We start from the raw sequence: 13,541 nt of genomic DNA, 5'->3' as shown, positions 1-13,541 counted from the left end.
AGTATCCGTTGAGGGGAAGGATGCACTCTTTGAGGGCTTGAGTGCATCCTCTCATGGATTTGGATGCTGCCTTATGAGGGTGGGATGCATCCTGTAGGCATGGATGCACTCTTTTGAGAGCTTGAGTGCATCCATAGGGAAAGGCATATTCCGTAAAAAACAGGGATAGCCAAAAGATTTGTTTATATATTTTATATTGATAGGCTGCTGTATTTGTTAGGGCTATTCATTCTTTATTCTCAATATTTAAGGTGATTATGTGATCAGGGTTGTTCGTCAATACAATCGTAAAAGACGCTGAGTATTTTTATAAAAATTAAGATATTTTTGTGCCTTTTTATTGTTTTTTTTGTGTTTACACAAGATTTGCACGGCTTTTCAACAGTTTGTTTTTTTGCTTCGCTAATGGCGTTGGCTAAATACTTCAATTATTTTAACTGCTTCAACACCGCCTTAAAAGAACAGTGTTTTATAATATGACCAAATAAGCTGTATAGTTTTTGATTCTTGAGGGATGCTAGAAAAAGGGGGATGTTAGGAGAGATGTTGGTATATTTTTAGTTTATCTCTTAAAGCAGGAAGATGAACATATGTGAGAAGAACATGAAGTGCTATAGATAAAGCTTCCCTCCGTCTTTCCGGATCTATTTTTTATTTGGTTTGACGGTTAAAGAGCAATATCTGAATGAAGATTACGCATTGCCTCATGTTTTTATCCTCATGCTTTAGATTTTTTTCTCATGGGGATTTCATTTTTAAATGGGGTTTTACGCGCCTTACGTAAAACAGAATGTTCCAAACAGAATATATTTGTGTTGTATATTTACGTACTTGTTTAAAAAACATAATGTTGTCTTATCATCACAATGATGTTGGTGAATGGGGATGTTGGTGAATGGGGATGTTGGTGAATGGGGATGTTGGTGAATGGGGATGTTGGTGAATGGGGATGTTGGTGAAATCTCTTGTGAAGTGGATAAGCCCTTCTTAAAATCTCATAAGAGGAAAGCCAGCACTATCATATACTATTCTAGCGCCTAATGTGATGATAGCCTTTGGCTCTTGAGAGTGTTTATAAGAGGCATTTTGATTCTTTATCTTTGAAGTGTTTTATTTCATATGTCTCTCATGTTTGTAACATGCAAAAGATATGGTGTTGATTGATGTAACATGAAATAAATTTTAAATGAGAGAATCCCTGTAATATTTGAGTCTCTTATTTTAAGATGAATAACAGTCGATTATAATTATAAATCAATGTGTTGTCGTGATACATCAACCTGTTGGTGGGGTACAGAATAAAGAAAGTCATCAAATATAAATCATTCTGTTATGTCGTAAAACACTGTCCTTTGAGGTTTGATGATATGAAGCAAGCTGCCTTGGATATGTTTAAGTGTTTTTTAGGGCGTGGTGGATCTTTAGGGCAGAGCTTGCTTTGTCCCGCCTTGAGTTTAGCTGAAAACCCTAAATGGAAAACCAAGAGTGAAGTATATCCAAGCTGTTTGTAGATCAGATTGGATTAAGAATCTTTGTTCTGTGAGAATGGAACGTAAGACAATTTGACAAAAGAATCATCTATTTTGCGGGTAGATCTTATGGAGGAGTATAACAAGCTCATAAGGGAGTGATTTAAAATCATACATTTATAAAAAAGTATAGTCACAAAAAAAAGTCCCCCGTTGCAATCAGAGGACTAAAAGCAGGAGAATTTAACATTGACTAGTAGGACATGTTAAAAAAGAATGAATTTAAAAAACCGTACTAAATACACAAATTCATACTAAAAAAAACCATGACGCTATAATTAGCAGAGAATTCAAAAGATATCAATATAAAAAATACTTTTTTCAATTGAATATTTATTTTGAGACTCGACATTAATTAAACTATATTTAAAGCTGTTATGATACATGCAAGTATCTTAAACAAAACTTATTCTTCAATAAAAACGAATTAAGAGCACCTCATGATTATAGGACTGGTGTGGGGAAAGTTTTTTGTTTTTAAGGTTGCGGAGTGTATCTTGAGTGTGGGGGGGGGTTGTGAAGCTGCATTCTTTGGGGGGCGAGGTGATGGAAAAGGTGGGAGGAGGGAGCCGCTGGATGCTCGAGCAGTGTGGTGGGGGCTTTAGAGGGGGGGCAGCAACATAGGAGGCAGCTTAAAATGGCGAGGAGGAGGATTATTCAGAGTGTTTATGGTTTGCATATCCCCAATGAAATGCTAGCAAGTCTAAACAATCTCGTAAATGATCGGCAAGGGAATTTTGTTTGCGTTTTGAAGAACTTAATTCTTTGATTGCTTGTCCATAGCCAATAACTCGTTCAAGCAGTGAATAACCAAGAATACCCAGTTGAACTTTGATTGTCTTTAAATGATTGGATGCTTCTATTTGACGTTCAATGGGGTGTGTGTACCCTTGGCTACAGGAAACTTTTTCACGGGTGTAGTCAAGGCTCATGTGGAGATCGGCTTGGCTTTGACGCCAGTAAAAATAAAAACGTTCTGCTGCTTTATATTGGGCTTTGCTGAGATGTCCTTTGGCGTATAAAAGTGCAATGGGATTGCTTTGTGCATTGGTAATGGCATTGATTGTACGGGGATTGCTAGAGCTTTCTGGATGATTGGGTTGAAAATAAGGATTACTCGTTTCAACAGAGATTTCTTGCGCCTTTAAATGACCAATGTGCTTTCCTTTATCTTGATGGTTCATAGCATCTCCTTAAAAATTTTAAATTTGCTTCTTTATGTTTATGCAAAGAAATGGGATTGTACTGTTGTATGCTTGTTGAGGGATATGTTTTTATGTCCTCTTTTTGCGGGATGGGCAATTTTCTGCCTTTGGGCTCTTGTCTTTGTTTCTATTTATGTGGGAATGAGGTCTTTCGGGGTTACAAGGAAGGCATTTTTTAAGAGTGGGTGCTTGCGTTCTTTGTTGGTGTGACCTCTAAGTTTGTTTATAAGCAAGCTTTGAGCATTTTGGTTTTTCTTATGAGGGTGCAGGGCAATCGGTTATTACGTGGCAGTTTTTTTGCAAGGGGTGGTGCTTTTTTGTATTGCTGGAGCGACCCTTTGTTTTTCTTATGAGGGTGCGGGGTAAATGGATATCGCGTGGGGTGTCTTTATTGAAGGTGTTGGTGTGTTGTTGGGTTGGCGCATAACGGAGCGAGGCATATGGGGGGGCACTGGTTTTTGATCTCTAACAATGGAGTGTTTGCGGGCACTGTTGGACTTGTTCCTTTTTTTGCTCTGGCCTTGATTTTTATTTATAAGGGAGCAAAGCGTCGCTCTGTTACAGGGTGGATGTTTTGGAGATAGGTGGTGCTTTATGGCTTTATTGCCACTCCCCTTGGTTTTGTTTATGTGGGCGTGGGCAGGTGCGCTGTTTGTGGGGAGCTGCTCTTGAAGGCGGTCATGTTTTGTTGCATGATGGGCTTTATCCTGTGGTTTGCTGCTGTGGACGTCAGGGATATGGGTAGCATAAAGGCGGTATTCTTAAAGGGATTGCTCTTGACTGTATTGTTGAAAGTGCTCTTGGGGTTCTTTATACGCGAGCAAGGTGATACGGTTTTACAGAGGTCGTTGCGTGCTTTGAATTTTGTGCTGTTTTTCTGCATTTTGGCACCAATCCTTTTTTTACTCGTGAGGGAGCAGAGCGTATGGGGTTGAGCTGGCTTTGGTTCTCAAATGAGAGGGTGTTTTCCTTTATTGTTGGATTTTTTTCTCCTTTGATTTATCAGGGTGTAAGGCGTGCGCGTGTTTTATGGGCTTGGTTTTTGAGGTAGTTGGTGTTTTCCTCCTTTTGAAGGAAGTGCTGTTTTATTGCATTTTAGGAGTCGTCCTTTTTTGGGCTCTTAGTGGGGATGAGGAGTATGGGCAATACCGTGGGGACTATTGTCCTTGATAGGGATTGTGTTTGCTGCACTGTTGGAGTGGCTCTTGATTTTGCTTATGAGGGGGCGGCGAGATGGGGGGTGACGCGTTGTTTGTGGTTATTGAAGGGGTTGGTGTTTTGCACCATTGTTGGAGCGACCCTTCTTTGTTTGCCTGTGGGAGCAGAGCATATGGGTTGGAGCTGGCTTTGGTTCTCAAAGGATTGGGTGTTTTTCGTCATTTGTGGATTTACCCTTCCTGTTGTTTATGTGGGCGCAAGGCGTGTGTGTGATAGCGGAGGCGTTTTTAAGAGAGTGGGAATTATGGAGTATTAAAGATAACGTCGGGGGAATGATTGTTCAAAAGAACAGCGATAGCGGTAGGTTTGGGGATCAAACCAAAGACCAACTTTGCCTTCAAAATCGCCAGAACGTTGTTTGGCTATATTCATAATGACGCCGGGGCGTTTGGCTAAATCAGCTTTTTCTTGTGCGAGAGAGGCAGCAAAGATTTTATCTTCTAACGACCGATTGCGCCAAATGGTGATAATGTTAAAGGCATTGGCACCAATTTCTGAGGCGCCTTTAATGTCTTCTGTGCTGGGGATATCTTTATCCAGACCGCCTTTGCGGGCATGGGCTACAAGATGAATGTGTACACTGTTTAAAACAGCCCAATCAACCATTTTATAAACGGCTTGTTCTTGTTTTGCATAATCATCAGAGGCAATGCCAAGCCGCATCAGACTGTCGATGATAAATTGATCGCAGCCATAGCGCGCACGGCAATAATCAAAGACATCAAGCAAGGTATCTACACTTGATTTGCCAACATGTTCATAAAGAATAAGACCATCGTCTAAAAAATGAAGAATCCGTTCAATTGTCTCTTTTGTCGGTTGTTCTAATCCGCCCGTTTGTTTGGTTAAACGCCGTAAAGATTGTTCTCCTTTCATTTCTAGAGACGCTAAGCAAAGGCGACTCTTTTGCGCAATCCAATGGGGAATACAGTCTGATAACAATTGGCTTTTGCCTGCTCCACTCGCACCGCTCCAGAGCGTTAATTCTGCTGGGCGGAAATGCAATTTGTCCTTCAGTTTAGGATAGGGAACCGTATAACCAAGATGTTTTTCAGGCTCTGGCCAAAAAATCCCTATTACTTGATCTTTATAGTCTGAGGCGCGCCGTAAACCTTCTGGTGCAAAGCTTTGTGCTGAGGAAAAGGCGGCTTTTATGGTGGCTCTATCAATCCCTGCGGTTAAACAGTCATTGGCATCTTTGCGGGGTAAATGTACACGGTAGCAACGGTGGCGTCCAAGCCTGCTGGCAATTTCAAATGCTGCTTCTTCTCCTGGCTGATCCATATCGGTGGCTAAAAAAATCGTTTCAAAAGATTCTAAATGATCAAATTCATTTTCAATCCAGTTGTGTTTTCCCCCACGTCCTCCTCCAAAGGGAACAGAAACCGCCGGATATCCATAGGCCGCTAAGGAAAGCGCATCAATTTCTCCTTCAGTGATAACAATTGTACGGTTTTTTGAAGAAAGCGTAGGGAATGGCGCGCACTCCATGAAGGGGACATGCTGAGATGCATGTGTAGAGGCATGATCTGTTGAGGGGATGTTTTGGGATGCAGGTGGGGAGGTGTGGTTTGTTGAGGGGGTGTTTTGAGTGGGGCAAAGGGCTTGCCAACCAAACAAAATCGGTTCACATTGGGAGGCTGTTGGTTTGGTTTTTGCTCCTGCTTGCGCAAGCCGTTCTTTGACTAACGCAAGGGTCCCATCGGGTTTATAAAAGGGGAAAATGATTTTTTCACCATCTTCTCCTATGCGGTAACGCTTTATAACCTCTAAAGGAATGTGGCGTTCTTTGTGGAGATAGTTTTTTACGAGATTCTGCGGGATGCACCCTGTAGGAACCGGTGGACGCCGATAGGAACGATGGGGGACCATAAAGGGTTTTGGACGTGTCAGATTGAGAGTCGCGCGTGCTTCTTCTAATGCTTGAGAGAGGCTAATGCCTTTGACTTCACACCAAAGGTCTAAAAGATCGCCTCCGATGCCTTCTGCAAAATCATACCAAAGTCCTGCTTTACTGCCGCTTAAACAAATCGATAAACTTTGACCGGCTTCACCGCGTGTGTTGCCTACAATCCAATTGTTGCCTCGTTTGTGCCCTTGGGGAAGAAGCATTTCTGCTATTCTATCTGCTTGCGAGATAAGTTTTTGTTTGATCTCAAAAATTGTGCTCATGGTCATTCGTGATATTATTGTCGCTTTTCTTAGATGTGAGAGGTGAGGACTCTCTTTTTGCTGTTCTAATCGTTCGATCTGATAGTGAAATCCGTGGTGCTATGGGGCTTGCCAGTCTACTCTGAGAGCTTCTTTGCCGCTCTTGGCTTGCCAATAGTCGCGAAACTTCTTGGCTTGCCAATGGGCTTGGCTTTCACTCAAGCCTTCTGAAACTGCTGCGTTGATAACTATTTGCCAAGTGTATGGAAAACGGTGTCCTTGGGCAACTGAGGCAGTGGGTTTTTTGTTGAAAGAAGACGGGATGGATACAGGAAGGCTGGAGAGCGTTTGGCTCCTTTGCATGCAAGAGATGAGGCGTGTAGGGCAAGCGCTTTTGTGATGAGAGTAGTAGGGGTGATGTTGACTCGTTTTGCTGTATGAATGACTTATTTCATTGATATTGTTGTTATTTTTATGGTTTTTAAACATTTTTTTTGTCCCCGTGCGTGCTTGAAAAATACGTTATTCGTATGATGTCAAAAATTGTCGCTATAGTTGATCAAACTGCGGTAAAGCGTATCGTTGTTCTCAGAGATGAAAGATGAGGAGCCTCCCTGTTTTTGCTGTTCTAGTCGTTCGATCTCACGGCGAAACCAGTTGCGCCATGTGGCTTGCCAGTCTACTTTGAGAGCTTCTTTGCCGCTCTTGGCTTGCCAATAGTCGCGAAACTTCTTGGCTTGCCAATGGGCTTGGCTTTCACTCAAGCCTTCTGAAACTGCCGCCTTGATGTCTGCTTGCCAATGCTCAGGAAGACGGTGCCCTTTGGCAACTGAGGCAGTGGGTTTTTTGTTCGAAGAAGGCGGGATGGATACAGGGAGATTGCTGGGCGGGAGATTGGTAGCGGATTTTGTTTTTTCCTCCGTGACAATTTGCGCGATAGGGGCGGAGGTAAAATCGGCTTGCGGAGCGTTTAAGGGGGAGGCGTTTTTTTGCTCCGCTTCTTCTTGTGGAGGGGAAGGGAGAGCAGAATCAAGGGCTAAGGAGAGAGACGGGTGATCGCTTAGTTCAAAGTTCTCTTCGCAGGAAAAACAAGGTTCTGTCTTATCAAACAAAATTTTCTTTTCAAAAACACCGTGAGGTGTTTCCTTTTCTTCTGTCTTTTGAGCTTCTAAGCTTTGTTCAGCATCTTTTGTACTCTCGTTAAGCAGTTGTTGAATTTCAGCATTGATTTTCTTGCGCTTTTTTGCCGAAGAACGCCCCGCAAAGGATTTTTGTTCAAGCAATTTTTCACGCTCTTTAAAAACATTTTCGCAACGCTTGTTCCATAATCCATTGGCTAAATTTAAAATCTTACCCTCTTGGATGAGCATTTCTAAAACATTAACAAAAGTTCGCTTGTCACAACCGCAAAGACGCGCTAAACGTTCTTCCGATATTTCTAGAGGACGGCCGCGTGCATACATTTCATTGAGGAGAATCGTATAGACTCCAATTTCGTGTGCACGCATTCCACGAACACCTCCTAGAAAGTCATTTTGATACCAACAAACATATGGAAGTCTAGACGATTCATAATGAGGAGTTTCTTGTTGATTAGCGTGTTTCATACTGCAATCTACTTTCTTCTTTTTTATACATTTTTATTGACGATAAAAGCGCAAATAGGGATTTAGCTTGTGTTTTGTTTGGGCGCTGTTTGGTGATGACTAGAGGCTTCTTTACGACGCTTATAAATGATTGGGTGTGCTTGAAGCGCATGCAAACTTACGATTTAAGACTGCGGTGATGGAAAAAATAAAGAGTACCACATATTCTCAATGTATCTGCTTTGGGTATTTGCTTTGGGCAGAAGCTTTTGGAGGTGGTCTTTTATATCCTGTAGGGTGGTTAAATTGTTTTTATGATCCAAAAATAAAAAATTTTCCCCCCCTAAAAAGTAAAATTTGTTTCCTTAATTTTATCCTTTTTAGAGGATAATGCAAGCCCGTTTTATAAAAAGGACGTGTTTTTTTTAAAAGACGCGCTATATGGTGAAATTATGAATATCGATGGTTGGCGTCAAAGATTAAGAATCGCTTTGGAAAAAAGTGGGCGGTCAAAAAGATCTATCTCCCTCGCTGCCGGTAAAGGTGCGGGATACCTTCATTCTATTCTTTCTGAAGGAAAAGAACCAACAATCGAATCTCTCTCGCGAATTTGTCACGAAATTAATATCAGTATGAATTATATTCTTTACGGAAAAGGGGCTAGCCCTGAAGATAAAGAATTTATAGAGCTTATTTCAAGACTTTCTCCACAAGAGAGACAGGCGATTTTGACTCTTTTGCGGCGACCCTTTGACGAAGCTTCAAAATAACTTCTTTCTGTGCTTTTGAATCAAGACGACTCCAGTATTTTATTAATATTATATCACTCATTTTATCTCTCCTGTGTGTTTATAATTGCAATCGAGTAAGAACAAATAGAGAACAACAAAGGGACATGAGGGGAACAAAGAATAATAGATTTTTATTTACATATGTCATTTGAACCCCGTAAAGATTTAAAATATATCTTTTATGAAGGATAAAATGATTGACATCTCTCCTATAGAGGATATAAGACTAACGCTATATTTAGTCTTGTCAAGACAAGGCTATGCTTTATCAACTATCTAAAGGGGGAAATCATGAAAAATGTTCCGTTCGTTAAAGAGGATGAAATCATTATCGTTCTATGTGAAGATGAAAATCCTGATACGTATGAAGGACCAATCGACGAAATCGAAGAAGCGCTCGAACTGATTGAAGAATGTGAAACTGTTTATAGAGTTTTACGACTCGATCTGACAACTTCTCATGCTGAAGATGTTACGGAACAAATCGCTGATTTTTATGTCGAAAATCATGAAATGAATGAAGAAAATACGCCATTACAGCCATTCGTTTTAAATAGTGAAGCTTATCATGCTTGTTTAAATGAAAGAGCGGCTTGTGATTATGAAGATAATCTCTATGGCTCTTATGAAAAACAGCATCGTTTACGCCCATGTGATGTCTTGACAGATTATTGGTGGTAAACATGCCAAGCTATCTCAAGACTTCTTATCAAGGGATTCCACTTTATTATGCTGGAAATATGCGAAATTTAATTAGACTCGAACCACAAAAACACAATGCTATTCTTTTCATATCGCAAGAGGTGGCTCAGTTTATGGCAAAAAAATTGGAGGTAGAATATTGTCGCCATGATTTTTCTGTTGTGCAATAGCTAGATTGAAAAAAGGAGCCGCAATAATGGGCTAAGTGCTTTTTTATTGCGGTGACAATGGTGCGCGTTATGCTTTTGTTCTTGGGGGGGACGTGGGGGAAAGTTTTAAGCCGATATGAGACAGGAGGGTATGAAGAAAAGAGCCTATGTATGAGAAATTGCGGGCGCTTTGCGAGGGGAAAAAGGTGTCGGCTGGTTTATTGGGGGGGTGAGGAAATGAAGGGATGAAGGGGAAGGTCAGTGACTTTGGAGTGACACGAAAGCATGTTGGAGAACGACAATGAGGCTTAGGAGGAAGAGAAGCAGCAGTACAGCGTTGAACAGGTGCCAACCTATAAAAAGGCAAGTTCAAGGGGAAAAAGAGCAGGTTTTTGTGTTTGCAGGGGCGCAATATTGAAGGATGCTGTCGCCTTTAGTCCGTGTGAGGGACACAGCTTAAAAAATGTGAATGTTTCAAAGAGGATATATTGCAAAAAACACTTTAAAGATGAAGGGGAGAAATACTATGCCAATCATTATCGATTGTATTCAGGGAACGGAAGAATGGCAGAAAGTGCGTAATGGTTTGATTACGGCTTCTTTGTTTGAGATGGTTATGGCACAAAAAAAACAGGGGCAAAAAACTTCACGATATCACAGTGTGATGATGAAATTGGCGGGAGAAAGAATTACAGGAAAAACCGTTGAGGAAGGAACAACGCTTTCTATGAGACGCGGGACAGAATTAGAACCAACCGCACGACAGCTCTATGGGGAACGCACAAATACAGAACCTGAATGTATTGGCTTTGTTTTGGCAGATGATCGCATGAAAGGATTTTCTCCCGATGCTTTTGTGGGAAAAAATGGCTTATTAGAAATTAAAACAAAAAAACCTGAAATTTTGATCCCTCATTTCATGCAAAAGAATTTTCCAGCAGAACATAAAGCACAATGTCAAGGAGGGTTATGGATTTCTGAACGCGAATGGGTGGATTTAATGCTCTATTGGCCTGATATGCCACCTTTGATTAAACGTGCTTATCGTGATGAAGCGTATATTTGCAAGCTTGAAAATGAAATTAGCCGTTTTAATGAGGCTTTGGAGAATATGGTACAGCAAATTAAGTGTGTTGAGACAGGTTTTAGTATAAGGACAGAAATGGCTTTGAAGGAAAGGAAAAACAGGGAGCAGGGAGCGAATGCAAAGCGTCTTCTGGTGGGCAAAACAAGAAGGAGGCGGGGGAGAAAGGGATCTGTACAGCGTTAAATAGGGACAAAGTTTTATAAAAAGGAAAGAGCAGAGAGAGAAAAGCAAGTGGGGTGTTTGAGGAGAGCACAGGCAGGGAGCTTGGAGTGAATAGGAAAGCATGCTGGAAAATGGAGGAAGATGTTTGAAGGGGGAATTAAAACCGCTAAAGCTTGTTTAGACGTATTGAGACACGGGGGGGGGGGACCGGGAGCTTCTGTGTTAAGTGTTAAGGGGGGGATTATTTTATGCATGATGGGCTAAGTGCTTTTTTATTGCGGTGACAATGGTGCGCGTTATGCTTTTGTTCTTGGGGGGGACGTGGGGAAATTTTTAAGCCGATATGAGACAGGAGGGTATGAAGAAAAGAGCCTATGTATGAGAAATTGCGGGCGCTTTGCGAGGGGAAAAAGGTGTCGGCTGGTTTATTTTGGGGGGGTGAGGAAATGAAGGAGGTGGAGAAGTGAGACCGTTAAAGCTTGTTTAGACGTATTGAGATACGGGGGGGGACCGGGAGCTTCTGTGTTAAGTGTTAAGGGGGGGCATTATTNCATGCTGGAAAATGGAGGAAGATGTTTGAAGGGGGAATTAAAACCGCTAAAGCTTGTTTAGACGTATTGAGACACGGGGGGGGGGGACCGGGAGCTTCTGTGTTAAGTGTTAAGGGGGGGATTATTTTATGCATGATGGGCTAAGTGCTTTTTTATTGCGGTGACAATGGTGCGCGTTATGCTTTTGTTCTTGGGGGGCTATCTGTTTTAGTTGGTATGGGAAAGGGAGGCATAAAGAGCCTATGCATGAGGAACTGTGGTAGGTGTGTTGGGGAAGTGAGGTGGTTTAGGGAAAAAATGGGGAAGGGGATGGTTAGGGGGAAGTGAGACAGGAGACGTATTGAGGCGTGGGTTTTAGCTGCTTTGGATATTGAGTGTTAGGGAGGCAGTAATAAAAAGGAAAGAGTTTTTCTCACTGGGGAGAGAATGCTGCGTATGATACTTTCGTTGATGGAGGATTCGATGGAGGTGATTGATGTTTGTGGAAAAAGAGAAGAGGGGCAAAAGAAGAATAAAATGGTGCTGCGAGAGAGGATTGAACTCTCGACCTCTCCCTTACCAAGGGAGTGCTCTACCACTGAGCTACCGCAGCCCTTTTTCAATCTTTGCGCTGTCTTGTGCCATATTGTCAGAAAATAGGCAAGAGAACATTTGTATATTCTTGCAAGAAAACGTATCTTATGTCATGACATATGTTTCTTATCCGCTTAAATATTTAAGGCTATGAGCGCTTGGATAGGCTCAACACTGTTCATAAGGTTGCGCAATGATACAAATGCATCAAAAACAAAAACAAAAACAAGATGAAATGAATCACCAAGATGAAAAAGCAAAACGACGTCAAGAAAGATTGGCGCAACAATTGCGTCAAAACCTGAAACGTCGAAAAGAGCAAAGCCGAAAAAGAGCGCAAACAGAGCTCTAAAATGCAAAAAGCTCCAAAATGCAAAAAATGTTTTTTAGTGAAGCTTTGCAACCAAACTTCTCAATAATTTGTTTTCATATTTAGAGTACGTTCTAAAACGATTAATAAAGCATAACTTCCCGAAGGGGAAAAACCTTTGGAAGGGCAGGCACAAAGGAAAAGAGGGAAAACACTATGGATTCTATTCAAATTGTTGGCGGAGAAAAACTTAAAGGGACAATTCCTATATCAGGGGCAAAAAATGCTGCATTGCCTCTTATGATTGCGGCGCTTTTGACAGAAGAAACCCTCACTTTAGAAAATATTCCCCATCTGGCCGATGTCGAACTGCTTATTCGTATTCTCAATAATCATGGTGTTGGATATGCCGTTGATGGACAAGAGTTTAACGATGAGTGTGTGAATTCAAGAACAATTCATTTTACTGCGCAAAAAATAGCTACAACACGTGCGCCGTACGAATTGGTGAAAAAAATGCGCGCAAGCTTTTGGGTTATCGGACCTCTCTTGGCACGATGCTTAGAGGCTTATGTTTCGCTTCCTGGAGGATGTGCTATTGGAACAAGACCTGTCGATTTTATCCTTGAAGGACTCAAAACTTTAGGCGCACAGATTACGATCGAAAATGGATATGTTCATGCAAAAGCACCAAGGGGGTTAAAAGGTGCTTACTATCGGTTCCCTAAAGTCACTGTTGGTGGAACACATGTGATACTTATGGCAGCAACACTGGCAAAGGGAACAACCGTTCTTGAGAATGCGGCTTGTGAACCAGAAGTGGCAAACCTTATTAGAACCCTGAATGCTATGGGGGCTCAAATAACCGGTGAAGGAACAACAACGCTTACAATTGAAGGGGTTAAAAAACTTAAAGGGACAAAAATACGCGTTATTGCTGATCGAATCGAAGCGGGGACATATGCAATAGCTGTTGCTATGACAGGAGGAGATGTCTTTCTTAAAAATGCAAATCCTAACCATCTCACAAAAGTGCTTAAGGTGCTCCAAAAAACAGGACTCGAGATTCAAATAGAACCTCAAGGAATTCACGTTAAGCGAAATCCAAAAAACACAAAAATTATGCCCGTTGATATTAAAACAGGACCTTATCCTGCTTTTCCAACTGATCTCCAAGCGCAGTTCATGGCGCTCATGACACGAGCTGAAGGAATCGCGCATATTACAGAGACGATTTTCGAAAATCGTTTTATGCATGTTCAAGAACTCAATCGTTTAGGGGCACAGATAAAGCTTGATGGGCAGACGGCAACCATCTATGGAACAGAGAATTTGCAAGGGGCTCCTGTCATGGCGACAGATTTGCGCGCTTCTGTTTCTCTTGTGATTGCAGCATTGGCGGCAAAGGGGGAAACAATCGTCAATCGTGTTTATCATCTTGATCGTGGATTTGAAAGATTAGAAGAAAAATTAGTCCGTTGTGGTGCAAAAATCCAACGTATCACAGTGTAAATCTTTCAAAGATAT

Annotated in this window: 12 protein-coding genes and 1 tRNA gene; 9 read left to right on the top strand and 4 right to left on the bottom strand. The window is 41.6% G+C overall.

The window, feature by feature from the left end; all coding sequences use genetic code 11:
* Positions 1 to 2,182: 2,182 nt before the first annotated feature.
* Entirely contained in the window at positions 2,183 to 2,713 is a 531-nt protein-coding gene (locus ACFIJ0_RS00555; RefSeq protein WP_375624458.1) for a hypothetical protein, read from the bottom strand.
* 595 nt (positions 2,714 to 3,308) lie between these two features.
* Between ACFIJ0_RS00555 and ACFIJ0_RS00550 the strand changes: the two genes are divergently transcribed.
* Positions 3,309 to 3,479 (top strand): hypothetical protein, encoded by a 171-nt coding sequence (locus tag ACFIJ0_RS00550; protein WP_375624454.1) that lies wholly within the window; start codon positions 3,309 to 3,311, stop codon positions 3,477 to 3,479.
* A 393-nt stretch (positions 3,480 to 3,872) separates the two neighbouring features.
* The gene (locus tag ACFIJ0_RS00545) at positions 3,873 to 4,208 is read left to right on the top strand and encodes a hypothetical protein (RefSeq protein ID WP_375644214.1); all 336 of its coding nucleotides are present in this window, start codon (positions 3,873 to 3,875) and stop codon (positions 4,206 to 4,208) included.
* Here the strand turns inward: ACFIJ0_RS00545 and ACFIJ0_RS00540 are convergent.
* Positions 4,205 to 6,124, bottom strand: coding sequence for a toprim domain-containing protein (locus tag ACFIJ0_RS00540; RefSeq protein ID WP_375624451.1), 1,920 nt, complete (start codon positions 6,122 to 6,124; stop codon positions 4,205 to 4,207). The genes ACFIJ0_RS00545 and ACFIJ0_RS00540 overlap by 4 nt on opposite strands.
* 169 nt (positions 6,125 to 6,293) lie before the next feature.
* Between ACFIJ0_RS00540 and ACFIJ0_RS00535 the strand changes: the two genes are divergently transcribed.
* Positions 6,294 to 6,503, top strand: a complete 210-nt coding sequence (locus ACFIJ0_RS00535; RefSeq protein ID WP_375644216.1) for a hypothetical protein — start codon at positions 6,294 to 6,296, stop codon at positions 6,501 to 6,503.
* Between the two features lie 136 nt (positions 6,504 to 6,639).
* Here ACFIJ0_RS00535 and ACFIJ0_RS00530 read toward each other — a convergent pair whose 3' ends face one another.
* Complete coding sequence (locus ACFIJ0_RS00530) at positions 6,640 to 7,710, bottom strand: DUF1376 domain-containing protein (protein WP_375624447.1); 1,071 nt, start codon at positions 7,708 to 7,710, stop codon at positions 6,640 to 6,642.
* Positions 7,711 to 8,141: 431 nt separating this feature from the next.
* Here ACFIJ0_RS00530 and ACFIJ0_RS00525 point away from each other — a divergent pair, with 431 nt between their 5' ends.
* From ACFIJ0_RS00525 to ACFIJ0_RS00510, 4 genes are all read left to right on the top strand, one after another.
* On the top strand, positions 8,142 to 8,459 hold the full coding sequence (locus ACFIJ0_RS00525; protein ID WP_375624446.1) for an XRE family transcriptional regulator: 318 nt from the start codon (positions 8,142 to 8,144) through the stop codon (positions 8,457 to 8,459).
* A 312-nt stretch (positions 8,460 to 8,771) separates the two neighbouring features.
* Positions 8,772 to 9,161, top strand: a complete 390-nt coding sequence (locus ACFIJ0_RS00520; RefSeq protein ID WP_375624444.1) for a hypothetical protein — start codon at positions 8,772 to 8,774, stop codon at positions 9,159 to 9,161.
* Between the two features lie 2 nt (positions 9,162 to 9,163).
* The gene (locus ACFIJ0_RS00515) at positions 9,164 to 9,352 is read left to right on the top strand and encodes a hypothetical protein (protein WP_375624442.1); all 189 of its coding nucleotides are present in this window, start codon (positions 9,164 to 9,166) and stop codon (positions 9,350 to 9,352) included.
* Between the two features lie 505 nt (positions 9,353 to 9,857).
* A complete protein-coding gene (locus tag ACFIJ0_RS00510) occupies positions 9,858 to 10,601 on the top strand; it encodes a lambda exonuclease family protein (RefSeq protein WP_375624440.1) in 744 nt (247 codons plus the stop codon).
* A 1,047-nt stretch (positions 10,602 to 11,648) separates the two neighbouring features.
* On the opposite strand, the gene ACFIJ0_RS00505 is transcribed toward ACFIJ0_RS00510, so the two are convergent.
* A tRNA-Thr gene (locus ACFIJ0_RS00505) sits at positions 11,649 to 11,723 on the bottom strand.
* A 174-nt stretch (positions 11,724 to 11,897) separates the two neighbouring features.
* Here ACFIJ0_RS00505 and ACFIJ0_RS00500 point away from each other — a divergent pair.
* Together ACFIJ0_RS00500 and murA are read left to right on the top strand one after the other, a co-directional pair.
* On the top strand, positions 11,898 to 12,056 hold the full coding sequence (locus ACFIJ0_RS00500; RefSeq protein WP_375624438.1) for a hypothetical protein: 159 nt from the start codon (positions 11,898 to 11,900) through the stop codon (positions 12,054 to 12,056).
* A gap of 174 nt (positions 12,057 to 12,230) precedes the next feature.
* Positions 12,231 to 13,526, top strand: coding sequence for a UDP-N-acetylglucosamine 1-carboxyvinyltransferase (gene murA / locus ACFIJ0_RS00495; RefSeq protein WP_375643947.1), 1,296 nt, complete (start codon positions 12,231 to 12,233; stop codon positions 13,524 to 13,526).
* Positions 13,527 to 13,541 lie beyond the last annotated feature (15 nt).

The sequence above is a fragment of the Bartonella sp. OC68QHHN genome, assembly GCF_042193875.1.
Classification (GTDB): domain Bacteria; phylum Pseudomonadota; class Alphaproteobacteria; order Rhizobiales; family Rhizobiaceae; genus Bartonella; species Bartonella grahamii_A.
This window is presented reverse-complemented; position numbering and strand designations above follow the sequence as displayed.